The 24,495-nt window shown below is 59.3% G+C and carries 23 protein-coding genes and 1 pseudogene; 12 read left to right on the top strand and 12 right to left on the bottom strand.

The annotated features are described in order from the left end of the window. Positions 1 to 4: 4 nt before the first annotated feature. Together LPA46_RS16355 and LPA46_RS16350 are read right to left on the bottom strand one after the other, a co-directional pair. Entirely contained in the window at positions 5 to 442 is a 438-nt protein-coding gene (locus LPA46_RS16355; protein WP_230893418.1) for a type IV pilin, read from the bottom strand. Between the two features lie 6 nt (positions 443 to 448). Further along, positions 449 to 874: a type IV pilin gene (locus LPA46_RS16350; protein ID WP_442908265.1), complete on the bottom strand. Its 426-nt coding sequence runs from the start codon at positions 872 to 874 to the stop codon at positions 449 to 451. Positions 875 to 1,644: 770 nt separating this feature from the next. On the opposite strand from LPA46_RS16350, the gene LPA46_RS16345 reads away from it, so the two are divergent. From LPA46_RS16345 to LPA46_RS16310, 8 genes are all read left to right on the top strand, one after another. Next, positions 1,645 to 1,788, top strand: a complete 144-nt coding sequence (locus tag LPA46_RS16345) for a hypothetical protein (RefSeq protein ID WP_230893417.1) — start codon at positions 1,645 to 1,647, stop codon at positions 1,786 to 1,788. A gap of 130 nt (positions 1,789 to 1,918) precedes the next feature. Continuing rightward, positions 1,919 to 2,680 carry a hypothetical protein gene (locus tag LPA46_RS16340; RefSeq protein WP_230893416.1) on the top strand — a complete coding sequence of 254 codons (762 nt, stop codon included), beginning with the start codon at positions 1,919 to 1,921 and terminating at the stop codon, positions 2,678 to 2,680. A 218-nt stretch (positions 2,681 to 2,898) separates the two neighbouring features. Further along, the gene (locus LPA46_RS16335; RefSeq protein WP_230893415.1) at positions 2,899 to 3,861 is read left to right on the top strand and encodes an AAA family ATPase; all 963 of its coding nucleotides are present in this window, start codon (positions 2,899 to 2,901) and stop codon (positions 3,859 to 3,861) included. A gap of 119 nt (positions 3,862 to 3,980) precedes the next feature. Then, positions 3,981 to 6,995 carry a transglutaminase TgpA family protein gene (locus tag LPA46_RS16330; protein WP_230893414.1) on the top strand — a complete coding sequence of 1,005 codons (3,015 nt, stop codon included), beginning with the start codon at positions 3,981 to 3,983 and terminating at the stop codon, positions 6,993 to 6,995. After that, positions 6,995 to 7,627: a DUF7269 family protein gene (locus LPA46_RS16325; protein ID WP_230893413.1), complete on the top strand. Its 633-nt coding sequence runs from the start codon at positions 6,995 to 6,997 to the stop codon at positions 7,625 to 7,627. The genes LPA46_RS16330 and LPA46_RS16325 overlap by 1 nt, the downstream gene beginning before the upstream one ends. Beyond that, positions 7,624 to 8,952 carry a DUF58 domain-containing protein gene (locus LPA46_RS16320; RefSeq protein WP_230893412.1) on the top strand — a complete coding sequence of 443 codons (1,329 nt, stop codon included), beginning with the start codon at positions 7,624 to 7,626 and terminating at the stop codon, positions 8,950 to 8,952. The genes LPA46_RS16325 and LPA46_RS16320 overlap by 4 nt, the downstream gene beginning before the upstream one ends. A 1-nt stretch (position 8,953) precedes the next feature. Next, a complete protein-coding gene (locus LPA46_RS16315) occupies positions 8,954 to 10,588 on the top strand; it encodes a DUF7519 family protein (RefSeq protein ID WP_230893411.1) in 1,635 nt (544 codons plus the stop codon). Between the two features lie 52 nt (positions 10,589 to 10,640). Then, a complete protein-coding gene (locus LPA46_RS16310; protein WP_230893410.1) occupies positions 10,641 to 11,453 on the top strand; it encodes an undecaprenyl-diphosphate phosphatase in 813 nt (270 codons plus the stop codon). Here LPA46_RS16310 and LPA46_RS16305 read toward each other — a convergent pair. The 5 genes from LPA46_RS16305 to LPA46_RS16285 form a co-directional block, all read right to left on the bottom strand. After that, positions 11,445 to 11,873: a VanZ family protein gene (locus LPA46_RS16305; RefSeq protein ID WP_230893409.1), complete on the bottom strand. Its 429-nt coding sequence runs from the start codon at positions 11,871 to 11,873 to the stop codon at positions 11,445 to 11,447. The two genes, LPA46_RS16310 and LPA46_RS16305, sit on opposite strands and share 9 nt — an antisense overlap. A 42-nt stretch (positions 11,874 to 11,915) precedes the next feature. Next, positions 11,916 to 12,371, bottom strand: coding sequence for a hypothetical protein (locus LPA46_RS16300; protein WP_230893408.1), 456 nt, complete (start codon positions 12,369 to 12,371; stop codon positions 11,916 to 11,918). Then, the gene (locus tag LPA46_RS16295; protein ID WP_230893407.1) at positions 12,372 to 13,457 is read right to left on the bottom strand and encodes a DUF4330 family protein; all 1,086 of its coding nucleotides are present in this window, start codon (positions 13,455 to 13,457) and stop codon (positions 12,372 to 12,374) included. 117 nt (positions 13,458 to 13,574) lie between these two features. After that, complete coding sequence (locus tag LPA46_RS16290; protein WP_230893406.1) at positions 13,575 to 13,778, bottom strand: hypothetical protein; 204 nt, start codon at positions 13,776 to 13,778, stop codon at positions 13,575 to 13,577. 110 nt (positions 13,779 to 13,888) lie between these two features. Then, positions 13,889 to 14,824: an SDR family oxidoreductase gene (locus LPA46_RS16285; protein ID WP_230893405.1), complete on the bottom strand. Its 936-nt coding sequence runs from the start codon at positions 14,822 to 14,824 to the stop codon at positions 13,889 to 13,891. A 127-nt stretch (positions 14,825 to 14,951) separates the two neighbouring features. Here LPA46_RS16285 and LPA46_RS19270 point away from each other — a divergent pair. Continuing rightward, positions 14,952 to 15,271: pseudogene (locus LPA46_RS19270) on the top strand (hypothetical protein). Positions 15,272 to 15,323: 52 nt separating this feature from the next. Here LPA46_RS19270 and LPA46_RS16280 read toward each other — a convergent pair. Further along, positions 15,324 to 16,040 (bottom strand): sugar nucleotidyltransferase, encoded by a 717-nt coding sequence (locus LPA46_RS16280; protein WP_230893404.1) that lies wholly within the window; start codon positions 16,038 to 16,040, stop codon positions 15,324 to 15,326. A gap of 238 nt (positions 16,041 to 16,278) precedes the next feature. On the opposite strand from LPA46_RS16280, the gene LPA46_RS16275 reads away from it, so the two are divergent. Both LPA46_RS16275 and LPA46_RS16270 read left to right on the top strand, forming a co-directional pair. Beyond that, the gene (locus LPA46_RS16275; RefSeq protein WP_230893403.1) at positions 16,279 to 17,265 is read left to right on the top strand and encodes an SDR family oxidoreductase; all 987 of its coding nucleotides are present in this window, start codon (positions 16,279 to 16,281) and stop codon (positions 17,263 to 17,265) included. Positions 17,266 to 17,267: 2 nt separating this feature from the next. Then, on the top strand, positions 17,268 to 18,356 hold the full coding sequence (locus LPA46_RS16270; RefSeq protein WP_230893402.1) for a glycosyltransferase family 4 protein: 1,089 nt from the start codon (positions 17,268 to 17,270) through the stop codon (positions 18,354 to 18,356). On the opposite strand, the gene asnB is transcribed toward LPA46_RS16270, so the two are convergent. After that, positions 18,349 to 20,235 carry an asparagine synthase (glutamine-hydrolyzing) gene (asnB, locus tag LPA46_RS16265; protein ID WP_269073741.1) on the bottom strand — a complete coding sequence of 629 codons (1,887 nt, stop codon included), beginning with the start codon at positions 20,233 to 20,235 and terminating at the stop codon, positions 18,349 to 18,351. The genes LPA46_RS16270 and asnB overlap by 8 nt on opposite strands. Positions 20,236 to 20,349: 114 nt before the next feature. Here asnB and LPA46_RS16260 point away from each other — a divergent pair, with 114 nt between their 5' ends. Further along, the gene (locus LPA46_RS16260) at positions 20,350 to 21,042 is read left to right on the top strand and encodes an FkbM family methyltransferase (protein ID WP_230893400.1); all 693 of its coding nucleotides are present in this window, start codon (positions 20,350 to 20,352) and stop codon (positions 21,040 to 21,042) included. 10 nt (positions 21,043 to 21,052) lie between these two features. Here LPA46_RS16260 and LPA46_RS16255 read toward each other — a convergent pair whose 3' ends face one another. Genes LPA46_RS16255 through LPA46_RS16245 form a run of 3 tightly spaced genes read right to left on the bottom strand, consistent with a single transcriptional unit; the run spans position 21,053 to position 24,320 of the window. Beyond that, positions 21,053 to 22,180, bottom strand: a complete 1,128-nt coding sequence (locus tag LPA46_RS16255) for a glycosyltransferase (RefSeq protein ID WP_230893399.1) — start codon at positions 22,178 to 22,180, stop codon at positions 21,053 to 21,055. Between the two features lie 41 nt (positions 22,181 to 22,221). After that, entirely contained in the window at positions 22,222 to 23,073 is an 852-nt protein-coding gene (locus LPA46_RS16250; RefSeq protein ID WP_230893398.1) for a glycosyltransferase family 2 protein, read from the bottom strand. A 41-nt stretch (positions 23,074 to 23,114) separates the two neighbouring features. Next, positions 23,115 to 24,320 carry a hypothetical protein gene (locus tag LPA46_RS16245; RefSeq protein ID WP_230893397.1) on the bottom strand — a complete coding sequence of 402 codons (1,206 nt, stop codon included), beginning with the start codon at positions 24,318 to 24,320 and terminating at the stop codon, positions 23,115 to 23,117. Positions 24,321 to 24,495: the final 175 nt, after the last annotated feature.

Raw genomic sequence — 24,495 nt, 5'->3', positions numbered from 1 at the left:
CCGATTAGATTGTGACTGTTTCCGTACTGATGACGGTCTGTTGGCCGCCAGACCCTTCCGCGGTAACAGTCACTCGCACCTCAGTAGCCCCGCTGCTTGATTCTTCGAAAGTGACTGTATCACCGACATTACTGAGCGTTCGACTGGTGCTACCGTCTATATTACTAGCACCAGATCCCGAAACTGAGACACTAAGCTCCTCCGCGGTTCCTTCACTAATCCACGTTACACTGATTTCGCCGGTATCAGTGCCTGTGCCTTCGGTTGCTTCGATATCAGCGCCAGCATTAACATTCTGGCTGATGTTGTCACCGAACCCAAGGACGAATGAGGCGATCACCGCAGCGAGAATCACGGTGATTGCCACCATAAGTATCACCCCAATTACAGGCGAGACACCCCTTTCATCTACTGACCGACTATTCAATAGTTCCTCGAACATCGTTGATTAGTTGCCGATGTTCGTTCTGATGGTGGAATTCTGTGCGCCATCCGTGCCGACGGCAATCACATTATTGCCAGTATTACACTCGATTGTCTCGCCGACTCCAGCGATGGTGGTATCAGGAGCATCAGTAGCAGACCCCTGTACGCAGGTTACTCCTTCAGCGTTCTCTCCGAGAGTGATAACTGTCACATTAGCATTATTACCGCTGGCGTCAACTTCGACACCAGCACTAGCGCTTTGGGTGGTTTGGCCGCCGAAGCCAAGGACGAAGCTGGCGATGACGGCGGCGAGGATGACGGTGATTGCGACCATCAAGATGACGCCGATAACGGGTGACACACCGCGGTCGTCTGGGTCTGGGATTTCGAGTTTGTTTTTCTTCATGATTGGGTTGAGTGCACGCAACCGGAAGAGATACGGTGGCACACCACCCACGAATAGGTGGAGCTAGTCCCTCCGTTTTTCATTCCGGATTGTGCGTGTACGTAGAGATGTCTCACCCGGAGTGTTAAAGTCTATTGGGAAATAATTGACAGCATACCGCACGCCGTCACCCGATTAATAATGGTACTGGCCACCACCCAAGACCCCGCTCGCACCTATCATCCACCCAACTATCGCGACCCCTAGACTGAGTTACCGACTATCAGCGCGTCCTTGAGTACACTGCGAACCATCCGTCGCTCGGAAGTGGCGCCGTTTCCTCCCGGCTTGACCTGCCACGGAGCCGGATCCGATCATGATAAACGGCAGCCGGCCAGATGTCGTTCGTGGCATCCAGACCGCCGAAGCACACGGCTGGCTTGCGACACATAGCACACCCGACACCGAGCGGGCGCTCGTCCAACTTGCGGCGTGGGCGCTGAGCGGCGGGAGTATTGCTTCCGGCGAGAGCACGTCTATTTCTCGCTCGACCACGACGACGGGCCATTCGAGCAGATTGCGGACCCGCTGGCATCGACTACGACGTCGTCAACGCGAATACCGAAGGGCGGGCGACTGAAGCACGCCCAACCACGGACGGCGCCGTGCTCGCTCGCGTCCTCATCGCGATGGGTGTCCCAGCATCGGCATCGGTCAAGTAGACTGCAACAACACTTCCGGCGTTCGTCAGCGAGTGCAGTAACTCGCAGCAGGCGGTATTCGCACGCATCTACGCCCTCAATCATGGGGCGACACACACCGACAAAGCCACGTTGACGATCCACGAGCAGCGGCCGGAGTCGTACTTACAGGAGCTCGCCGCGCTCTTCGAAACGGTCGCCGTCGAGCAAGCCACGCAGTCCGGGAGTACTGTCACCGTCTCTGCCGCTGCCGCACGGTCGCTCACCAATGCGTAGTGAACCCACGGCGACCTCATTCTTGACTAGCCCCGTCAGCACACGGGTTTCTCGTGACTAACAGCCAGCAGTTCCTGTCAGCCGTCCCAAATTATTTGGTGGGAGGCGCACATCTTGTTGGTGTGTCTAAATGACGACGGTGCCTGATGCTGGGCTCACGCTGACTGGGCCACACGACACCCTCGATAGTGCGCTTGACGCTTGCCACAGTGAAATTGCGGAGATCGCACCACCGCTGCTGGACGCATGTACCGAGCAGACGGACGACCTTCTCGCGGACCTCTTCGAGGACAGGGAGGGTACGCCTGGCGCGGGCCTAACCGATGAGGAAGACCGCACAGCCCTCCGTGAATATATTGCTACCCAACTGTCGGAGTCGTGGTTTCCGGAGTTGAATGGGCGTGGCAGCGAACTCGGTCTCAACTGGACGGCGTTCAAGACCGCCGTCCAGCGCTACACAGAGTGTCTCTATCTCCGTGCGTTCGACGCCTATGGGATCGCGACGGAGGCATTCACGACGATCGAGCGGTGCCGAACGAAGGCGGAGCGGCTGTTCGATGATATCGAGACGCGACTTCAACGCGACCAGCCGGACACAATGACTGAAAGCGAGGACCCACTACAGTCGCTGTTTGAGGACGCAGCGGAGTGTGTCACCGATGCCAAGCACCGTCTCGCCGACGCCAAAACCGCAGTCCGTCGCGTGCACGCCTATTATGCCATCGGTGAAGCGTATCAAACTGAATTCGAGTTCGAACCCACCGACTTCTCGTATGTGGCGCTGACTGACGATCCCGACTGGTTTCTGCAAGACCTCCGCCATCAACGTGACCGCCTCGACACCCGAGTTGACTGGCTCCAGACCGACTTCACGAACCTCCAGCAACGCTAACAAATAAACAAGTGCTGTCGCGCCCAGTTTGCACGAAGCCCGCTATCCGGGTATTCCTCGGTTCCCGAATCTGTATCCACCTTGCCGGCCTTCAATTTTATTCGTGTTACGGTTCGAAAGCGCTCCCACGGCCAGCACATCGCTGATTCGGTCTTTAGGTCGCACCTGCCTTAGATGGGAGCGATAGTTATTTGCGACCGTCCCTGTCCTGTCATCGTATGGACTCGTCGACGGCGCGCGACCGCGTGGGGGACGTGCTTGAGGAAGTGCAAGCTGCGGTGATTGCTGACGACAACTTCCTCGAGAGCGTGATGACCGCCTTACTCGCGGACGGGCACGCACTCCTCGAGGACGTCCCGGGGACCGGGAAGACACTAACTGCACAGAGTTTCGCGACAGCGCTTGGCTTGGAGTTCTCCCGCATCCAGTTTACGCCGGACTTGTTGCCGGCGGACATCACCGGGTCGAACATCTATAATGAGGCTGAGGGGACGTTTGAGTTCCAGCCTGGGCCGGTGTTCGCGAACGTCGTGCTCGCTGACGAGATCAATCGCGCACCCCCGAAAACGCAGGCCGCGCTGCTTGAGGCGATGGGGGAGGGGCAAGTGAGTGTGAACGGCACCACTCACGAGTTGCCGAGTCCGTTTTTCGTGATTGCGACACAGAATCCTGTCGAGCAGGAGGGGACGTTCGGGCTGCCGGAAGCCCAGCGCGACCGGTTCATGGTGAAAACGAGTATGGGGTATCCCGGGCTAGAAGGCGAACTTGAGTTGATTGATCGGCGCGCGAATCGGTTCGAGCACGTCCCCAGCGTCACGCCAGTATTGGATGGCGCCGAAACGGTCGCCGACCTGCAACACGTGCCGGAGACCGTCGACGTGGAGACGCGGCTGCGTGAGTATCTCGTTCGGATTGGCCGCCAGACCCGTGAGGATGATCGCGTCGACGTCGGTGTGAGTCCGCGCGGCATCCAGAAGCTCTTCGAGGCGTCACGGGCCCGCGCGACGCTTGCCGGCCGCGACTACGTGGTGCCCGACGATATCAAGACCACGGCGATCCCCGCTCTCCAGCATCGCCTCGTGTTGACCGCGGAGGCGGATGCCAAGGGCGTCGAACGTGAAGCGATCATCGAAGATGTCCTCGACCAGCTTTCGGTGCCGGGCGTCACCGAAGAGGAGTGACAACGAGCAAATCGTGTATCTGAGTGATTTAACTCTGATAACATTTTTAACGGCTGGCTTAGCATATCACGCTATCAGCATGCCCGGATGGGGGACGGCCAGGGGGCTATACAACACGCATGAGTGATCGTCAGCAAACGCCACTCGTTGACTCCGGCCGATCACGGCAGTGGGGCAGTGTCGCGCTCACGGGCCTGCTCATCATGGCGGTCGTCCTTGCGACTGGGCTGACGCCCGCGCTGGGCTCGCTCGCAAGTGACACGCCCGCTAGTTCCGTCGTCCCCGTCCCTGGTGGTGGCGGGTCGGAGCCACTCCAAGGCAGTGGTGGTGGCGGCGCTGGGAATGGAACGGGTGATGGAGCAGCGGCTGGTGGTGGGAGCCAGCTCGGGGCGCTATCTCCCGGACAGGAGACGAGCGTCGGAGGGAGCCTGGCGTCCGAGAACGCGTCCGCGTTCCAGTCCCAGAATGACGAAGTACATTTTGTCGTGAACGCTGACCGGCCGGCGTACTGGCGGACGAACGCGTACGACCGCTACACCGGCAGCGGCTGGCAACAGACCGGCACGCCGAGCGCGTATTCGGCGCCGATTCACCCGGAGCGAAGCGACCGACAGCTTACGTACAGCGTCCAGTTGAAGACGGCGGCGACGGCGCTCCCGACGGCGTGGCGGCCACACCGCGTGCGCAGTGGGGCTTCCCTGCAGGTGACGCCCACGCGGGCCGTGCATGCCGCCGAGACACTCCCCGCGGGGACGACGTACACCGCGCGGAGCTCGCGGCCACCACGCGATCCAGCCGTCCTGAAAGCGACTGGTGGGAGTGCGTCTGGGGACGTGGCTGAGAAGTACACGCAATTGCCGCCGGCCGAACGCGAAGCACTCACACCGGCGGTCGAGACGATTACTGCTGGCGCTACGTCCCGGTACGCGGCCGCCAAGCGGGTCGAGGCGTGGCTGGAGACGAACAAGAACTACTCGCTGTCCGTCTCGGAGCCACCCGCGGATGGCGTCGCCAGCCAGTTCGTCCACGACATGGAGGCGGGGTACTGTGAGTACTTCGCGACCAGCATGACCGCGCTACTGCGCGCGCATGATATTCCCGCGCGTTACGTGGTTGGGTATGCGCCGGGCGAACAATCGGGCCCCAACCAGTACACGGTTCGCGCGCTGCACGCTCACGCGTGGGTTGAAGTCTACTTCGCCGACGTTGGCTGGGTGCGCTTCGACCCGACTCCGGCCAGCGAGCGCCAGGCCCAGGAAGCCCAATCGATCGGCACGGGCAGCGGGAGCGCCGCGGGCTCGCAAGGCGAGTACACTCCGGCCGGCGTCCCTGGATCTCCGGGGGAGACGCCACCGACCAACAATCAACAGTCACCGAACGGCACCCAGTCCGGGAGCGCCACGGGTGGAAGCGGCCAGCCACAACCTGGTCCATCAGATACGACCGCAGGGCCAGCGGGCGCACCCAGCGATGGGAGCCCCACGAGCAGTACTGGACAGAACGGCTCGGCCAGTGGTGGTGAATCGTCGTCGAGCGAGGGGTCATCCCAGTCCGAGGACCCCACACAAAATGACTCGGAGAACAGTGTGGAACGCAGCCCGTTGAATGTGACGCTGAACCGCGACCCGGTCCCCGGCAGCACCGTACTTGTGACGGTGACACGGCAGGATACTGCCGTTTCGGGAGCTCGCGTCGCATTTAACGGCGAGCCGATCGGCGTGACGAACGAGACGGGGAACGTGACTGGGACAGTGCCGTACACCGCCACCCTGAACATCTCCGTCACAGCGCCAGCCGACTCCGCGACGGCACAACGCACATCGCACCTGGCGACGCCACAGCAGAGTTATCGACCGCTCACCCTCCGCAGCGCCCAGCCTGAACGCGGCGAGCGAATTGCCCCGCGGAGCAGCACGCAGACGCACGCCCAACCACCTGATTCGGGGAACAACACGACGAAGAGCTATTCGTTGGCGACGAACGCGTCCGTCTCGATTCTCGGGCGGACGGTCACGGGGAATACGGTGCGAGTGGTGGCGGCCGTCGATAACGTTTCTCTCCGGAATGCGTCGGTCAGCCTCGATGGCGAGGCAGTCGCCAGGACGAATAATTCGGGTATGACGACGCTCACGCTGCCGAGTGCCCCCGGCAACGCGACGATCCGCGTCGAGCGCGGCGAGGTCGCCGGGACGAGGTCGGTTCGGTTGCCGGAACTCACGGTGAATGCGTCATCTGTGGCGCCGCTTGCACTCCCGTTCACCCGGGTCGAGGTCACGGCCACCCTGAATGGGTCGGCTGTACCTGGTGCCCCAGTCCGGCTCAACGGTAACGAGGTCGGCGTTACCGGGCCGGATGGTACGCTCACAACGCGCCTCCCGCTCGCCGACGCGGCCGCACTCGAAGTCCGCAAGTTCGAACAGACCACCACGACGAGCATCCAGGGGATTTACCAAAACATCGCGATTGCCGTTGGCGCGGTCGTCCTCGTGGTGGGCGTGCTCGGGTACACCAAACGCCGGTCCGGGGTTCGCGCTCGGGGAGTGCTCGCACGCCTGACCGCATTCCTCGTTGAGGCTGTGCGGTGGCTCAGTAACACGCTCGTCTACGTCGCCACTACGATGGCCGGATGGGTCGCGCGTAGTATTCGGACGCTCCACGCAGCACTCCGTGCGGTGCTCGCGACTCTCCGTGGGAAACTCTCACCAAAGGTGCTCGCCACGCGGCTCGCGCGGTGGTTGCAACGGGTCCGCCAGCGACTCACCAGCCAGACGTCGTCGATTGCGGACGACATCACGAACCGCGCCCGCGCCGTGCAGCGCGGCGACGCGGTTGGGTCACAGTCGGATTATCGGACGTTCCGGGAGGCCTGGGAGACGCTGCTCACGCACGTGTCCATTCGTCGACCCTACAACTACACGCCCGGCGAGCTCGCGGCACACGCCGTCAGCCGTGACGGACTGCCGGCCGACGCGGTTGCCACGCTGCGCAACGAGTTCCGCGCCGTCGAATACGGCCATCGGGAGCCGTCAGCGCGACTGGAACGCGTCGAGACCGCTAGTCAGGCGATCGAAGCAGCAGTCCGTGACGAGGCGGGCCAAGCGGAGGACAGTTCGGAGACTGGGGGTGCGGACTAATGCGGATGCGTACCGCTGTCAGTGGTGGGTTGGGCGTGCTGGCGCTCGCGCTCGGCACAGTCTACACCTTCGAACCGGGGCTCGCGACACAGCTCCCCGGCCTCTCCCTCGTCGAAACCAGACTCGGCGACACGGACCCGAATCACCTGCTGACGGCCGTTGGTGGCGTCCTCTCGCTGTACGCACTCCTCGGGGCGTGGGGTGGGAGCATAACCCCGACGAACCCGGCTGCAGGCAGTGCGTCCCGGTACGATGGCGCACAGGAGCGCCCGCCGGAACGCGTTATCGACGACGACCGAACGCCAGTTACTGAAGCCGTCCCCAGTACGCTTGACGCCACTTCACTCACTGAAGACGAGACCGCGGAAGCACGCACGCTCCTGCGGGACACAACGGAGGCGTTGATCGCGACGGCAGACGCCACCCCAGAGGACGCGCTCGCGGATGGGGCGTGGACGGAGTCGCAGCTTGCAGCAGCGTTCCTCTCAGACGCCGGGGACGTCGAGTATTCCGTCTGGAGCCGGCTGCGTCGGTGGCTGGATCCAGAGCGGGAACGCGCTCGCCGCGTTCGCGTCACCGCTCGCGAAGTCGAGGCTTTCGCTGCACACCGCACGGAGGCGGATGGCGAATGACGGCCGTGAGGCGGACGTACCGCTGGCAGATGGCGGGGATTGCGGCCCTGCTTCTCGTCGCGGTTGGCTTCCTGTACGCCAGCGCGATGGTCGTCGCTGCAGCCGCGATCCCCGTCGCGTTCGCCGCGTATGATGCGCTTTCCGTGGTTCCAGCCGACGCTGAACTCCAGGCGGACCGAAAAATTGGTATGACCGCCGCCAGTCCCGGTGAGCGCGTGCCCGTCACGCTCACCGTGACGAACACTGGGGACGCGGCGGTACCGGATCTGCGCGTGATCGACGGTGTCCCTTCCGAGCTCGCAGTCGTCTCGGGAACCCCGCGGGTGAGCGCGCCACTGCGAGCAGGCGACACCGCGTCGACCACCTACGAGGTGGTGGCCAAACGCGGCCAGCACGAGTTCGATGCGCCCGTCGCCCGTGGCCGGTCCTTTGCCGGGAGTGAGCAGGCGACAACCACCCTCGAGCCGGGCGGCGACACCAGCTTCGAGGGGCTTCGCGCGATCGACTCCCCACCAACGAAGACGCCCATTCATCGCGCAGGCACGCAGCCAACCGACCAAGGTGGCCCGGGGCTCGAGTTCCACCGTACACGCGACTACCAACCGAACGACCCACTGAATCGCTTGAACTGGCGCCAGTACGCCAAAACCGGCGAGCTCTCGACGGTCGAATTCCGGGAGGAACATGCCACTCGGACGGCCATCATCGTGGATGCGCGCAAAGCGACGCGCGTGAGTCCGGCACCAGGCCATCCGACAGCCCCGGAACTCAACGCCTACGTGAGCGCACGCCTGCACGACGCCCTCGCGACCGCCGACGTCGACACGCTCCTCACCGCGGTCGGCTTACCCAACAACACGACGCTTACTGTCGGCCCGCATGATCTGCCGTGGGTGACCGCGGAGACGCCGACTGACGCCGCCGACCTCCTCGATGCCGTCGAGGACACCGCAACGAATGGGCCGAATCGCCACTCGATGACGCCAACCCCACCGCGTGCGGACGTCTTCGATCTCTCGATGCCGGCAGCGGGTGAGGCGATTCGCCGCCGCCTCCCACCACGCGCCGAGGTTGTGGTTGTCACGCCCTTGCTCGACGATTGGCCGCTCGAGCTCGCGGGGGGACTGCGGCCGTACGACTACCCGGTTACGGTGGTCAGTCCGGACGTGACAGACCGCACAACGAGTGCGGGCAATCTCGTCGCGCTCCACCGCGACCTCCGACAGACGCGGCTGACGGATGCCGGCTTCGCGGTCGTTGACTGGCAGCTCGACACGCCGATTGATACAGCGCTCGCCCGCTCACTCACCCACCTCACTCACTAAGATGTCCTCACAGCCAACGACCGTCGACGAGTCCACGTGGCGACCGACGAGACAAGGCACCCTCATTAGCGTCCTCGTCACGATCGCCGTAACGTCGCTGATCGCCGCCTGGCTCGACTTGCTGCTCCCGCTCGCGGCTGCATGGGTCGCCGCACTCTCGCTCGCTGGCGGGCTGTGGCTGGCAACGCACTCCTCGTGGCGCGTCATCACGCAGTATCTTGCCGGCCTGCTGGTCGCCCCGCTCGGACTCGCAGCCACGGGCGGGCTCGCGTACGCCGCGCTCTCGCTGTCCGGGACACGATTCCCACAGCCGACACCCGCGCAGGGCGCGACGGCGATTCTCGAGGTGGTGGCCCAACTCATCGTCGTCGCGAGTCTCATGCTGGCGGTGGTTGGCGCCTGCGTCGCCATCGCGGACCTCCTCACACGGGCGTCACTCCGCGCGCTCTCCAGCGTCACGTACCGAACATTCGTCAGTCCAGTACTCGCGACAACAGTGCTGGCAGCGGCTGCGGTCATCGACACGGCCACGCTTGCCCGCCAGAACCAGACGGTTGGCAGCACCGTCAGCAATGGCCTCTCCGTGGTGACGACGTATTTCCTCACGCCCGCCGCGTCTGCGCCCCAAGTGGCCTCGCTCGTCCTCCTGCTCTTCGGGACAACCGCTACACTCGGGATGGCGCTTCGCGCCCTCCCAATCGTCGCGCTCTTCGGCCGCGAGCACGAGGCCGCACTCCACACAATTCAGGGGCACCTCACCAAACTCACCTGGGGTCTCATTCTCCTCATCCCGATCGGCGTAATTACCGACGTGCTGCTTCGGCGCCCACAGTTCCGGTCGGAACTGAGTGGTTCGACCTATCGATTGCTGATCGGCGCGACCCAACTGGAACCACTCCGGTTCCTACTCGCCATCAGTATCGGCGTGAGCCTCGGCTTAGTTGTGGTGAGTTACGTGCTCAAGCGGCTCGCACAGGCCTCGGTAGCGCTCTCAGTTGCACGGTACAGTGCGGTGCTCAGCGGCGTCACGCTCACTGTCGTCGGGTTCGTTGTCGCCGACCCGCTCGTCAACACGGTCCAGGCGTTCATCGTGACATCACTGCCGTCAACGATGTCGCCAACCTACCGCCAGCTCTCCGAGAGCGTTATCACATTCTACGGCCCGGCCACCATTACGCTCGCCGCGCTGACAGCCGTTCTCCTCAGTACCGCAGGGATGATTGCGGGCTTCCGGCTGGCGATGTGGATCAAGCTCCTGCCAGCCAAAACCGTCGGCCCTGCACTGTCTGGGGCAGGGCTCTTCGTTGCCTCCGCCTTCGGCGGTGTCGAGGCACTCCCGGGATGGGTGTTGTTCGCTGGTATCATCGGCAGTTTCGTCGCCTGGGATAGTGGCCACTTCGCCTGGCAACTCGGCCAGGAAGTTGGCCGCCACACCCCCACGCGAAATACTGAAGCCGTCCACCTCGCCGGCACCCTCGCCGTCGGTATTGTCGCCAGCACCATCGCCGTTGCCGCGCTCACCTACGCCACGGCGATTTCATTTATCGACCCGACCTCCATCCCAGTCGCCCTCGTCGGTGCCGCTATTGCCATCTTCCTCCTCGTCTTCGCACTCCGGTCAGCGACCACCGCCTGACGCCGTTCCCTCATAGCGGAATACACTTGCGAGCGCAGCGGCCACGTTGAGTATGGCTCGGTCACTGGTGGTGGCGATCGTCGTCGGTGTCCTGCAGGGCATCTTTGAATGGCTCCCGATATCCAGCGAGGGTAACATCACGGTCGCGCTCTCGTGGCTTGGGGAGAGTCCCGAGCAGGCAGTCGCGTTTGCGTTATTCTTGCATCTCGGCACCGCGCTCTCCGCGACAGTGTACTATCGCTCCGAAATCCGCGAGGAATTGGCGCTGTTACGTACGTGGCGGCCCCGGCACGCGACCGCGGAAACGCACGCGTCGACGACGTTCCTCGGCGTGGCAACGCTCGTCTCGGGTGTTGTAGGAATCGCATCATACGCGGTGCTCGAGGAGGTCGTCTCTGAACTGACTGGTGGAATGGTCGTCGTCGTGATTGGCGTGTTACTCGTCGCAACTGGGGCGTTCCAGCGGCTGTCCACGGCTGTTGATCGCACGCCAACGAAGCAGCCCGGACTAGTTGATGCGGTGCTCGTGGGAGTAGCACAGGGTGTCGCGATTCTCCCCGGTGTGTCGCGGTCGGGCTCAACGACGGGCGTGTTACTGCTACGCGGCCACGAGGGACCGGCGTCGTTTCGCCTCTCGTTCTTGCTGTCGATTCCCGCAGCCGTCGGTGGCGGCCTGCTCGCGGCGCTCGATACTGGGTTGGGTGATGTGACGCTCGTGGGTGGCGCTGCAGCGCTCGCGAGTGCGGCGGTCGTTGGGTATCTGACGATTGACGCGCTGATGCGGGTCGTCGAACGGGTGCCGTTTTGGGGCGTCTGCGTCGGGCTTGGTGCGGTCGCTATTGCCGGCGGTGTACTACTACTCTGAGTACTCGATCGGCTCGTTGTTGAGCGGGCGTACGTACCGTAGATGACGCTCGACGAAGAACCACGTACTCGCGAGCAGCGCGCCGACGACGTTCGCGAGCGCGTCACTAAGTGAAGCGTACCGGTTCGGCTGCGTTGCCTGTATCCCTTCGATGAAGAGGCCGTAACCAACGGCGAGTGCAAGGACGAGCGCGATGCGCGTCCAAAAGCGGTCACGGAGGTGGACAGTAGCGTACGCCAGCGTGAGTCCAAGCCCGAGGTACGCGGCGACGTGGAGTTTCTTGTCCCACCATGGGTCGGGGCTTGGTGGGTTCACGGGCGGCGCCGACAGCACCGAATAGTAGAGAAGGAAGCCAACGACGCTGAGCACGCCAGCGTATCGCAGCCAGCGCGGAACGAGCGGGAACGGGACTGTGCGCACGAACTGAGAGATTCGTGACCGGGAAGAAAACGGTGGTGGTCCTTACTCGTCGTCGCGGTCGTGACGGTCGTCGCGCGGTTCGTCACGGCCTTCAGGCGGTTCCGGTGGCTCGAAGAGCGCCACGAGCAGGCGACCGGGCCGCGTGTCTGCGGCGCGGGCTGCGAGGGCAGCGAGTCCGTCGACGCCGCGCTTGAGCAAGGACTGCTGATAGTAAGGGACGAGCGTTTCGACGATGCGATCAAGGATGGCGATGAAGGGCCCGACTGTGTACGTCTCCCGGAGGTCGATGACAATAACTTCTGGGTCGGGTTCGGCGGTGAGCCACCGGTAGAGGAACGATCCCTGGACGACGCGCGTGAGTCGTTCGGTTGTGGCGTTCAGCCAGCGCTTGGCGGTCGTCGACACGCGCTGGACGGCGTCGACGACACGGGACCCGTCGAGAATGCGCTCGATAGTGGAGCGTGCGTCGCTGGCGTTCGGACTGGAGTTGGTGGGCATCTACGTTGAAACGACGGTTGCGCGGACGGTCGTCGTCCCGAGGTCGAGCGTGACGTTGCTACCTTGCTGAATCGTCCGGCCCTTGAACGTCACGCCGGTGGCGGTTTCGCGGACGGTGAGGTCGGCGGTGAGCGTGAGGTCTTGGTTGACGGGGTGGTCGCGCTCGTAGATGTTGCCGTCGCGACTTGTGAGAATGACCGTCGCATCCTCGCGGTCGACAGCCGTGATGTCGGCGATGGTGGTGCCGCGGACGGTTTCGGTCAGCCCCGTGTGGACGCTGTCCGCTTTGGCTGGCGGGACGTCCTGCAACTGGAGGGTCATCGTGCGCGTCGCTGTGTCACCCTGGGGTTCGGTGGCGCCAACACGTTGGACGGAACCGTTCAGCGAATACGCACTTGTTTGGAAGGGAATCGTCGCGCCCACACGGACGGTGGTGTTGCCGAAGCGCGCGTTGCCATCATCTCGGAGCGTGGCAAGGGAGAGGCCGACAAGCACGCGTTTCCGATCCGGATTATCCGTGCCGTAGGCGTGCACGGATTCGACGGTGGCAATCTCCTTGTCGCCGAGCGTGTACGTGTCGCCGGTCTCGATGGTCGTCGCCGTTTCGGTGCTGACGGTGTCCTCGACGACGACTTCAGTAGTGGTTGTCTTGGGGCCGGAGCCGAGATCGCGAAGGGTCCCTGAGACTTGGTACGTCGACGTTTGGATGTCGAGGCTGCGTCCGACACGCGGTGGCGCGCCCGCGTAATTCATCGTATCTTCTGAAACGGAGCCGTTGAGCGTGATGGCGAGGATAACGCGCGTGCTATCTCCTTGCGGGGCGAGGTGGACGTCGGTGATCTCGAGGCCTGCTTCCCCTGACGGCGAATACGTATCACCGGCCTCGATCTCCTCGATAATGTAGCCTGGTTGCGTGCCGAGATCCAGGGTTGCGTCCGTCGTTGCGAGTTCCGGCTCGGGTTCGGGATTGGGTTGGAGGACGAACGCAGCGCCCGCGGCGACGACCGCGAGGACGAAGAGCACGACGAGCGCGTCGACGACGTTGACGACGCCGAAGAGCTGGCCTTCGTCGTCAAGCAGCTCCATAGAGACCACCAGTCATGTTGTTCCCGACTGGTCGACAGAACAACTAAACGATTCCGGAACGCGGCGTTCCTCGGTGGCGACGGGGAGCAGCGGTCGGTGCTGGAACAACCGTCTCGCCTATGACTCGGGAACGACACCGAGTCGTTTCGCAACCAGCAGGGCCGCAGTTGCCACGAGGAAGGCGAGGACGGTGCTGAGAAGCACGTCAATAACGGGGAAACCGCCCTCAACGTCGTAGCGGAAGTATCGTGACACGCCAAGCACGACGCCAATCACCAGAATCGCGCTGAGCTCCTGTGCGGTTAGCTGAATGGAACTCACGGAACTGGCTGCGGCGGCAAGGAAGAAATAGTTTCTCGCCACGCGTTCGAACAGGTCGTATCGATTCGCGTGTTAACCAACAGAATCAGGCGAAACGCAGAGCGTGTTGGTTAACGCCTACGGTAGTACGGAATCGTCGCCTCGAGTCCGTCCGCAAAGCCAACGTCCGGGTCGTAACCGAGGAGTTCTCCGGCTTTCGAGATGTCGGCGTGGGAGTGACGAACGTCGCCTGGCCGTGGGTCGTCGTAGATCGGGTCGATGTCGGTGTCAAGGAGGTCATTGAGCGTGTCGACGAGCTCGTTAATCGTGATGCGGCTGCCGCAGCCGACGTTGAACGCTTCGCCGGTCACATCGCGCTCCGCGGCGAGAATGTTCGCTTGGACGGCGTTGTCGATGAACGTGAAGTCACGGGACTGCTCGCCGTCACCGTAGATGACGGGGCGTTCGCCGTCGAGCAGCAGCGAGATGAACTTCGGGATGACCGCGGCGTAGTCGCCGTTGGGATCCTGACGCGGGCCGAAGATATTGAAGTAGCGGAGCGCAGCCGTGTCGATGTCGTAGAGGTCGCTCGCCTGGAGCGCGAGCTTCTCCGTGTAGTACTTCGAGAGCGCGTACGGGGATTCAGGCTGTTCGGTCATCGACTCGACTTTCGGGAATTGTTCCGTGGAGCCGTAAACTGCGGCGGAGGAGGCGACGACGACGGTGTCGACGTCAGCCTTGCGGGCAGCGTCGATGATGGTAGCTGTCCCGGTACAGTTGACGTCGCTCGTCGTGATCGGGTCGTCAATGCTACGCGGGACGGATGAATCTGCGGCTTGGTGGAAGACGTAGTCGACACCGGTAGTGACGTCTGCCATCGTATCAGCATCACGGACATCCGCCTCGTGGAACGAGAAGTTCTCCACGTCACGAAATGGCTTGAGGTTCTGATCGTGGCCCGTCACAAAGTTGTCGACACCGCGAACGTCGTACCCGCGGTTAAGCAGAGTGTCGACGAGATGCGACCCGATGAACCCCGCAACGCCAGTAACGAGTGCAGTGGGCATGCGTCAGGATTCTCAGGAGTGGAGATGGGTCTGTCGACTTCGAGTGCTATTCCAGGCTAGCGACGAATGAGGACAGGGCATTATCGGTGGCAATGGTTCTTTGTCGTGTAACTGGTAATGGACACCCCTGGATTCGGAACTCGGGGAGGAACAGGGGGTGCAGTTCGACGCCCCGGAGAGCATCGTGCAACAGGTGGATGCGCTGGCAGCAGTCCGTGAGACAGACCGAACGTCAGTCATCCTCTCGGCGCTCCGGGAGTATCTGCACGACGCCGGCCACGACGACGACCTAAACAGGAACTCGCGGACGCGTACTACGACGGCGACATCACCTTCGACGAGCAGGCCGTTGTCGGCCACGAGGAGGCGGCGACCTTGCGCGTGCTCAAAGAGCAACTCGACGAGGCGTTCGTCGACGCGGCTACCGACGAACTCGCCAATCAGTAGATGCAGGTTGTTGCAGATACCGCAGCGGCGAGTTGCTCAATAGCCAGGGTTGTTACTGGCGCTGGTACAGCAAGTGTTCTGCTCGGGTAATGTCGGCGTCAGTATTGATATTCACTTTCCAGCCGTTGAACGGGTGTGTTTCGACGCTGTATACACTGTAGATCAGGAGATCGATCGCGGCTGCGAGTTCGTACTCGCCACGTTCAGAGGGCTGGATGATGTGACACGCTGGGAAGATTGCCGGTGGAAGGATGTAGAATGCAGTTGGGACATACTGTGATGGTGGGTCCTCCGGTTTCTCGACGAGACCAGTGACCGCCCCGTCGTCATCAAGCTCGCAGACTGCTCCCTTTGTGGCCGCCTCGGCTGATACCTCTTGGACCGGGAACGTGATATCCGCATCAGATTCGGTGTGCTGGGCCACGACCTCGGAGAGATTCGCCGAGTAGATGTTGTCACCGTTCAGAACGACGAAGTCGGAGGTGACGTACGGTTCAGCTGTGAGGACAGCATGAGCAAGTCCGAGTCGTTCCGATTGGTGGGCGTACTGGATGTCGAGCGCTTGGAACGAGTCACCGGAGTGGTCGATGATTTTGTCCTTTTCGTGCCCGACAACAACGGCGACATCTTCCGTGCCTAGGTCAAGCAGCGTCTCGAAGCAGTACGTCAGAATCGGTTTGCCGGTAACTTCGACGAGTGGCCTGGGACGGTCGGCCGTCCTCGGGCGAAGGCGTGTGCCCTCGCCGGCAGCTAACACCACTGCGTTCATCGTATTCTGTGGTGGGATTCCGGCGTCTTAGTTCCTCCCAGAGAAATCCATGAGTACGGCAATGCCGGGTAAATCCTTTCGCATGGTATCGAGCACATCAGAAGAGGGCAACATGATATCCCGGAGGAAGGAGGTGGGTTCGGTCACGACGGGTGCTTGTCGTCTAGTTGGTTGTCACTGGCCTGACTGGGCGAGAGAATACGAGGCGTTTTACCTCATAAGGGAACATGTCTTTACTATGCAGATTCTTGTTACGGGTGGTGCCGGATTTATCGGCGGCCACCTCACAGAGCGGTTTGTCTCAAGAGGGCACGACGTCGTCGTGCTCGACAATTTCGACCCATTCTACGAGACGCGCATCAAGGATCATACTGTTGAGGTCTGCCAGAGTCGTGCAGCCGACGGTGACGGGTCGTACCGGCTCGTCGAAGGCGACGTTCGAGATGCAGAGCTCGTCGAAGAGCTCGTGGCTAACGTCAACTATGTCTATCACCAGGCGGGCCAAGCCGGCGTCCGCCCGAGTGTCGAGAACCCACGGAAATACAACGAGGTCAACGTCGACGGGACGCTGAACGTCCTCGACGCTGCGCGAGACACGGACATCAAGCGCGTCGTGTACGCGTCCTCGTCGTCAGTCTACGGGAAACCCGAGTATTTGCCCTACGACGAGGTACATCCGACGACGCCAGTCAGCCCATACGGCGCGTCGAAACTCGCCGCAGAACGGTACGTCTGCGCGTACAACGAAGTCTACGACCTGCCGGCGGTTGCGCTCCGCTACTTCACCGTGTACGGGCCACGGATGCGCCCGAACATGGCCATCTCGAATTTCGTCTCACGGTGTATGAACGACGAACCGCCGATCGTGTATGGGGACGGCACGCAGACGCGTGACTTCACGTATATTGAGGACGTCGTCGACGCGAACCTTCAGTTGCTTACTGAGGATACGGCAGATGGGGAAGCAGTTAACATCGGAAGCACGGACAACATCGAGATTCTGACGCTCGCAGAGGAGATTCGCGATCAGGTCGCTCCAGACGTGGACATCAAGTTCGCCGACCGGCACGACGCGGACGCTGAGCACACGCACGCGGACATCTCGAAGGCTAACGATCGATTGGGATACGAGCCTACCCGGACAATTCGAGATGGCGTTCGGGAGTTCGTCGAGTGGTACCGCGCGAACCGGGACTGGTACGAGCCGCTGGTACGGGAGAGCTAATAATGCGGATTCTGCGCGTTGCACAGAACCTCTATCCTGAGGTCCCTGGTGGTGGAACGTACCACGTCCACGCGATGAGCCGTGATCAAGCGGCGATGGGTCACGACGTCACCGTTCTTACGGTGACCAACGATGACAGCCTCCCGCGACGTGAACAGCGCGATGGATACAAGGTCATTCGTCGAAAGCCGACTATCGATCTGCTCGGGAACGAGATCTCTGTCGGTGTTGCACAGTTCCTGCGGGACGCTGACGACTTTGATGTTGTGCACGCACACTCACATCTATACTTCTCAACGAACCTCGCCGCCGTCACCCGTCGGCTAGGAGACACCCCACTGGCGATAACGAACCACGGGCTGTACAGTCAGAACGCACCGGAGTGGCTGTTCGATCTATATTTGCGAACTGTGGGCCGATGGACGTTTAATCAGGCCGACGTGATGTTTTGCTATACCGAGGAAGACCGAGAGCGCGTACAGGAGTTTGGTGTCGAGTCGCGCATTGAAGTCGTGCCGAACGGCGTGGACACAGAGCGATTCACTCCCGATGGGGAGGCAAGCGACTTGATCGACCACGACGGTCTCGTGGTGTTGTTCGTGGGACGGTTGGTCCAGGGCAAGCGGCCTGAAGACGCGATCGAGGCCGTGGATCGCCTTCCTGACAGTCTGGATGCAAAACTCTACGTCGTTGGTGATGGACCGTTGCGTGCAGACCTTGAGGGTCGTGGCGATGATGTCGAAGTCGAATATCTCGGACATGTACCCTACGACAAGATGCCGGCGATCTATCGCGGGGGCAACGTGATGATATTACCGAGTCGGGCAGAAGGATTGCCACGGACGGTGCTTGAAGCGTTTGCGTCAGGGACCCCCGTCGTGTCAAGTCACTTAGAACACACGGCGTCGATCGTTCAGGGAGGTGGAGAGACAGTTCCAGTCGGCGACATCAAGGGATATACGGAAGCGCTGGAGCAGGTGCTTGAAAACGGATTGGCACTTGGCAATCGGGGCAGACAGACGGTTGTAGACAAATTTCAATGGCAGGAGACAGTTGAAGAGACAACTGCGGTGCTGAATTCACTTAGATAACCCCCTTGTCGGTCATTCGGTTGTGCCAGCGTGCGAAGACGTAGACCGCCCAGAGGAACTTGCCATGTTCGCGTCGGCCGTTCGTGTGGTCGGCAAAACGATCCATTACCGCATCGATGTCGATGATATCTGTGTCGAGGGCTGAAACAGTCTTCGTGAACTCATCTTTCAGCTCATCTTTGAACCACTCGCCGATGGGCATGTCGAAGCCCTGTTTGTTCCGTTCGAGAATCTGATCGGGAAGCACGTTGTCGAAGGCACGCTTCAGGACGCGCTTCTGTTTTCGCGGGGTGATCTTGTAGTTTGCTGGGAGGGACATCGCGTACTCAACGACGTCGGTATCCAAGAACGGGACTCTGACTTCGAGGGAGTTGTACATGCTCGCCCGGTCGGTCTTGTGGAGGATCTGGTTGGGCAGGCCGAAATGGGTATCGACGGCCTGGATTCTGGACATGTCGTCCTGGCGCTCTTCGGGCAAGTACGCTTCCGCGCGTGCATGTTCCCGACGGAGTGTTTCTCGTCCGGCGTCGGTCGGGTTCAGATCCTTGAACATGGCTAGGGCCTCATTGTCTGCGATGCGTGCCCACTCGAAGTGGCGGTCAGGCGTGTTCGCAATACCCCCACGTAAAAATTTCTGGGCCTTGCGGACGAGTTCTGCGCGCGAACTATTCCGGGAGGCATCAAGCCGGCGGAGTGCAGGTTCAACGAGGCTGTTCCGAGCGATCGGCGGAATCTGACGATAGTAGCCGGAGTAATACTCGCCGCGATACCGACTGTAGCCTGCGAAGAGTTCATCGGCGCCATCACCCGAGAGGGCGACCTTCACGTCGCGGCTCGTCTCTCTGGAGACAATATAGGTCGGGACGATCGACTGGTCGGCGAACGGCTCGCCTAGTCGATCGAGTACTTGGGGGATCGTGTCACGTACTTCCTGAGGCGTCACGGTGTATTCTGTGTGATCGGTTTCGTGATAATCTGCGACTTCCTTGGCTGCCCAGGACTCGTCGAACAAGTCCTCGTCAAATCCGACGGTGAAGGTTTGGACTGATTCATCCATAAGATTCGCCATCGTCCCGACGACGATGCTCGAATCGATGCCGCCGCTCAGAAATGCGCCGAGTGGTACGTCACTCATGAGGCGCTTCCGCACCGCGTCCTTGATTCGAGTCCGGAGACCCTCGACAGCTTCCTGATAACTGACGTCACGTCGGTCAATACTTGACGTGGAGAACTGGTTAGTCTTGATACCATCCTCGGAGATAACAATCTGCTCTCCTGGCCTCAGCTTTCGGATATTGTTAAAAGCGGTGTGTGGTGCGGGAATATAGCCGAGGCCGAAATATTGGGCGAGAGCTGCCTCGTCGATTCCACCATTGTCGAGGTTCGATTCGAGTAGCGCACCTAGTTCAGAAGCGAAGGCTACCGACTCACCGTCATCGGCGACTACGAGCGGTTTGATGCCCATCGGATCGCGAACTAAAAGAAGGCGTTCTCGCTCAGAATCCCAGAGTGCGAAGGCAAACATCCCCTCCAGGCGGTCGACAAACGAGGGACCATCTTCTTCGTAGAGATGCACCAGCACCTCGGTATCTGTATTGGTCGAGAACGAATGGCCAGCGGCCTCTAGCGACTTGCGGAGTCGCTGGTAATTGTAAATTTCGCCGTTGAAGACTGTGCAGACGGACTTGTCTTCGTTGAAAATTGGTTGCCGACCCGTTTCAGGGTCAATGATTGAGAGACGGCGATGGGCCAGTCCAACTGGACCGGACGTGTAGATACCTCCTTCGTCGGGACCTCTATGAGTGAGTGCGTCATTCATCGACTCTAGCAGATGCTGATCCCGCGACTCCGAGTTGAACACTCCAGCGATTCCACACATTTACTGATAGAGAGTAGAAGGGGACTGTCAATCAAACATCCGATTCCAACTGGCTGAAATTTGAGCGCTCTGCGTATCCAGAATTATATACCGTTCGCGATAGTAAGACAGCATATGGTACCACAGAATCTCTCCCGCGCAACTTCCTACCTCCCACATTGGAAACTTCCGGTCCCATATCGACTTGCCCCGCGAAAAATATTGAATGTGTATCTTGACCGCGAAATGGGGTTTCCTCTCAATTTCAGAGAACCAGACGTTCAGAAATTATTCGTAGAACGAATCTCGAAATATCACACGTTCTTTGACGTCGGTGCCCACATTGGAACGTATTCTATTCTGGGAACGATCTCAGAAAATCTTAGTATCCATGCTTTCGAGCCACACCCGGCTAATCTTACACGACTAGAAGAAAACATATCGACCAACAAAGCTGAGGAGCAAATAAAAGTAGTCCCATCAGCGGTCAGCAACGTCAGCGGTGAGGTTGAATTACAGGTTGGTAGAAGCGACTCGCACAGTATTGTGAGTTCTGATCAGGACGACAATAAGATCGTGGTCGATAGTACCACGTTGGATAGCTACTCCCTTCAGGCGGGGGTGTATCCGGACCTAATTAAGGTTGATGTCGAAGGTGCTGGGGCTGCACTGATTGACGGGGCGGCTAAAGTCTTGGAACAAAAACCCGACTGGCTTGTCGAAACCCACTCTCAGGAAGAAAAGCGGGCCTTCGAGAGTGCTTTCGAGTCCCGTAACTACACGCTTAACAAGCTATCTGAGGAGCAGTGGTTCGCAACCAGTGGTTGACTACTATTTATCACAGATAACAATCAGGAATAACGTCTTGGCTGTGTAGTTGTTCATAGATTTCCTCCCACCGTTCCGATATCGCCGACATACTGAACTCCCTCGTTATTCGCTCACGTGCGTTCCTACCAATTTTTGCCCTTTCTTCTGGTCCCATGCTCATAACGTAATCTAACTTTTCGGTCAACTTTTCAGGAGACTCCGGCGGGACGAGAAACCCTGACTTTCCGTCTTCAATGATATCTTTTGAGCCTCCACTCGTCGTCGCAACGACTGGTAGTTCAACCGACATCGCTTCAGTCAGCACAAGCGGCAACCCCTCCCAAGACGATGAAAGCACGAACGCATCAGCTGCGTTCATGTACTCTGGGACTTTTTGGGGTTGAACCGGCCCAATAAACCGTACCCTTGACTGCAATCCCAGATTGTTTCGCAGTTCAATGAGGTCGTTGAGGAGTGGGCCTTTGCCCACAATCCATAGTTCGGCTTCCCCGTCGATTTCTGAGAACGCTTCTAAGAGAGTTGGATAATCCTTCTGCCGCCAGAGCCGTCCGACTGCGAGCCACACGAACGTCTCTTCTACGTCGAATTCCGAACGTAATCTGGACCGCGACTCGGCGGATGGTACGAACTCACTGGTATCGGTCCCGTTCGGCACCACTGTCGCCTTCTCTTCGGAGACGGCTCTTACATCCACGTAGCGTTGTTTTGCACGCGTGCTCACGAAACTCGTGAGATCGTCAAGCGATTTGGTTGCTCTGTATAGATGCTCGACCAGAGATCTGTCTGCTCCCTTCCCCGACTCCGGATCACGTTCGTAGGTGTTTTGAACCGTACAAACGAGCGACTCCACCCCAGTGAGTGGTCGAACTACTCGACTCAGGATGTTTGCGTAGTACATCTGTGCGTGAAGCACGTCAGGTTGGAACGACCGGATTTCTCTGACGAGGTCAATTACGTCAAGTACTGCACTCGGACTCTTCGCGATATCGAGGGATATCACCTCAGCACCTGACTCTCGGGCCTGCACACCCATCGGACCGATTGGCACAAGTGAAACTATCTTCACATCGTGTCCATTCTGAAGATATGCTTTGGTCAACGATAGGATCTTCTTATCGGCCCCACCGAGACCCATCGAGGTAGAAACGAACATAATACGCAGCGAGCTATTATTTTTCATTCCTCTGACACCTCTGGCTGCAGCCACCTTATCCCCTTTTTTAACAACGGTGGTGAAATGGAGTAGACTAAGCGCCCGGGGAGATAGACTAGGTTCCGTAATGGGAGGTTGAGCTTCTTGATTGCGGCGTACTGTACTCTCGCCAGCGTCAGTTGTCGGCTCATGTACGAACTCTTACTGTACCACGAACTCTCACCGTGAACGTGGTGTTTACCAACCACTGACTCAAGGTTGCGTAACTCCCAACCACTCGTTGCCATCTCGATCCACAAAACGAGGTCCTCAAGCCCTTTCTCTGCTGCTTCACGGTACATAATGGGTAGATTACCATCTGCCGTTGGATACCCCCCTGCATCCCGCCACGCCTCTTTCCTAAACATGGCAAGAGTGTGAACGATGGGGACGTACTTCGACAATGCATTTCTGAGTTCGGCGTATCGTGACGGGGGTTTCCAGACGTATTCCTCACCGCGCATAGTGTTCTCAATCACTGCATGCCCGCCCACTGCACCAACTTCAGGGTGGTCGTCCAAGAATGTCGCTTCCTCAGACAGTCGGTTCGGATACGAGACATCGTCAACGTCCTGTGGTGCAATGTACTCTCCATTCGCCTTTTCTATACCGAAATTTAATGCCTTGGGGCGTCCGAGACGGCCGGGCGCGTATAGTTCCGCGAAATCTAGGTCGTCAGTGATTGACTCCATACGCCCCAGTGAATTGTCAGAGGAGCCATCGTCAACAAGTATCCACTCGAAATTTTCGAACTGCTGGTCGGTGATTGAGTTTGCCACCTCTGCGAGATACTCTTCACCATTGTAGACAGTTGTGACAACGCTTACCTTGACCATCAGAATATCACTCTATTCAAGGGAAACCGTTCTTATTAGATCTATCCATCTGAGCGGGTTAATAATGTTGTGGATATAAGGATGAGTAGGAGTTGTAGAGGCATCCGCCAGCGGTGTGCACCGCCAGCGTTTTTTACGCCCGCTCCCAGCCCTACGCTTACCAGAAACACCATAGCCAGCAAAGTCAGTAGCCGTTTGTTTGTCCGGATGTATCCCATATTGCGTCCGAAAGATATTATAATGAGGCCTAAAAACATCCAAGTCTCAACTGCTGTCACCACTAATATCGCGGAAGCACTTGGGTGAAGTGCCTGCCAGGGCATGGGAGAGAAGAGGAAATAAAACCCCTGTAATGGAAGGTACCAGACCAAATCGATGTATCCGGACGGATAGAGTGACGTGAGGTATGCTGATCCGCCAGTAGCAGTCACCCGTGCAGAATTAATGATAAAGTCAATAGAACTTGGCGTCTGACCTGTATACAATTTTACTAGGTAGGAATATGTTGCCAGTGATACTGTGCCTAAAATTGTGGAGCTTATCATATTGAAGTAAATGAATTCCCTATTGTCAAGGCGGCTCCTAGTATTGATTACAATGGCTAACAGTGCGTAAGAGGCTGGAAACACAATGTAATGAATCCGCAAGATTGTCGATAGGCTAACTGCTGAAATTGCGAGTCCTATTGAGGAAATCGACCGCTCCCTCATGAACCTGTTTATCAAAACTAACGATAACAGCACCAAGAAGACGCTCAATTGGGTCCGACCGATCGTAATTGTGAACGGGACATACGATGGCCATGTAAGCAGCAACAGTGCCTGCCATCTGTCTAAGTCTGTTCCAAACACATCCTTACTCAGCTCGTTGAGTGGATACAGGAGAAACACACTCACAACAGTGTTCGCCAGTCTGATCATGAGGATAGCATCGCCAGTACTGACTGGGAGGGCGAACAGCCACCCGGGATAGAATAACGTATAGGCAGAGACGTGGATACCAATGAAGTCGACAAGCGAACCGGTAACCAAGGCATCGTGAAACTGTAAGAAATGTGGGAGATAATCACTCAAATCTGCCTTTGATATTAAGTTCAGACGGCTATTGAGCAGAATAGTCGATAGCTTTGCTAGCATAGAGACGAGAATGACCCTCCGATAGGCTCCGGCCCTATAAACTACCGCGAACAGTATCCCCACGGCAAGCAACAGTGATGAAACAAGAGTGAAAACCAACACCGAGTACATACTTGAGGATTATGCGTCACTATTGTTCTGAGACGGCACCTCTTAGGAGTTTCTTTTTTCAGAGGCCCACCCCGACATGTACATGGCCTCAGTATTATCCAGCGTCTCAGTACTGTGGAATACCGCTATAAATCTTGAATTTGCTATTCGCTCTTGGGTAGAGGATTGTGGTCAG

Origin of the sequence: Halobacterium sp. KA-6 (genome assembly GCF_021029015.1) — an archaeon.
In the GTDB taxonomy this organism is placed as follows: domain Archaea; phylum Halobacteriota; class Halobacteria; order Halobacteriales; family Halobacteriaceae; genus Halobacterium.
Note: the sequence above shows the minus strand (reverse complement) of the source record. Positions and strands in the feature narration are given on the sequence as shown.

Bases quoted from the DNA above. Each gene is read 5' to 3' on its own strand.
- asnB (WP_269073741.1), bottom strand. From the start codon at position 20,235: ATGTGTGGAATCGCTGGAGTGTTCAACTCGGAGTCGCGGGATCAGCAT.
- LPA46_RS16315 (WP_230893411.1), top strand. From the start codon at position 8,954: ATGTCCTCACAGCCAACGACCGTCGACGAGTCCACGTGGCGACCGACG.
- LPA46_RS16330 (WP_230893414.1), top strand. From the start codon at position 3,981: ATGAGTGATCGTCAGCAAACGCCACTCGTTGACTCCGGCCGATCACGG.
- LPA46_RS16280 (WP_230893404.1), bottom strand. From the start codon at position 16,040: ATGAACGCAGTGGTGTTAGCTGCCGGCGAGGGCACACGCCTTCGCCCG.
- LPA46_RS16320 (WP_230893412.1), top strand. From the start codon at position 7,624: ATGACGGCCGTGAGGCGGACGTACCGCTGGCAGATGGCGGGGATTGCG.
- LPA46_RS16340 (WP_230893416.1), top strand. From the start codon at position 1,919: ATGACGACGGTGCCTGATGCTGGGCTCACGCTGACTGGGCCACACGAC.
- LPA46_RS16310 (WP_230893410.1), top strand. From the start codon at position 10,641: ATGGCTCGGTCACTGGTGGTGGCGATCGTCGTCGGTGTCCTGCAGGGC.
- LPA46_RS16275 (WP_230893403.1), top strand. From the start codon at position 16,279: ATGCAGATTCTTGTTACGGGTGGTGCCGGATTTATCGGCGGCCACCTC.
- LPA46_RS16245 (WP_230893397.1), bottom strand. From the start codon at position 24,320: ATGTACTCGGTGTTGGTTTTCACTCTTGTTTCATCACTGTTGCTTGCC.
- LPA46_RS16300 (WP_230893408.1), bottom strand. From the start codon at position 12,371: ATGCCCACCAACTCCAGTCCGAACGCCAGCGACGCACGCTCCACTATC.
- LPA46_RS16260 (WP_230893400.1), top strand. From the start codon at position 20,350: ATGGTACCACAGAATCTCTCCCGCGCAACTTCCTACCTCCCACATTGG.
- LPA46_RS16325 (WP_230893413.1), top strand. From the start codon at position 6,995: ATGCGGATGCGTACCGCTGTCAGTGGTGGGTTGGGCGTGCTGGCGCTC.
- LPA46_RS16295 (WP_230893407.1), bottom strand. From the start codon at position 13,457: ATGGAGCTGCTTGACGACGAAGGCCAGCTCTTCGGCGTCGTCAACGTC.
- LPA46_RS16250 (WP_230893398.1), bottom strand. From the start codon at position 23,073: ATGGTCAAGGTAAGCGTTGTCACAACTGTCTACAATGGTGAAGAGTAT.
- LPA46_RS16255 (WP_230893399.1), bottom strand. From the start codon at position 22,180: ATGGGTCTCGGTGGGGCCGATAAGAAGATCCTATCGTTGACCAAAGCA.
- LPA46_RS16355 (WP_230893418.1), bottom strand. From the start codon at position 442: ATGTTCGAGGAACTATTGAATAGTCGGTCAGTAGATGAAAGGGGTGTC.
- LPA46_RS16285 (WP_230893405.1), bottom strand. From the start codon at position 14,824: ATGCCCACTGCACTCGTTACTGGCGTTGCGGGGTTCATCGGGTCGCAT.
- LPA46_RS16335 (WP_230893415.1), top strand. From the start codon at position 2,899: ATGGACTCGTCGACGGCGCGCGACCGCGTGGGGGACGTGCTTGAGGAA.
- LPA46_RS16270 (WP_230893402.1), top strand. From the start codon at position 17,268: ATGCGGATTCTGCGCGTTGCACAGAACCTCTATCCTGAGGTCCCTGGT.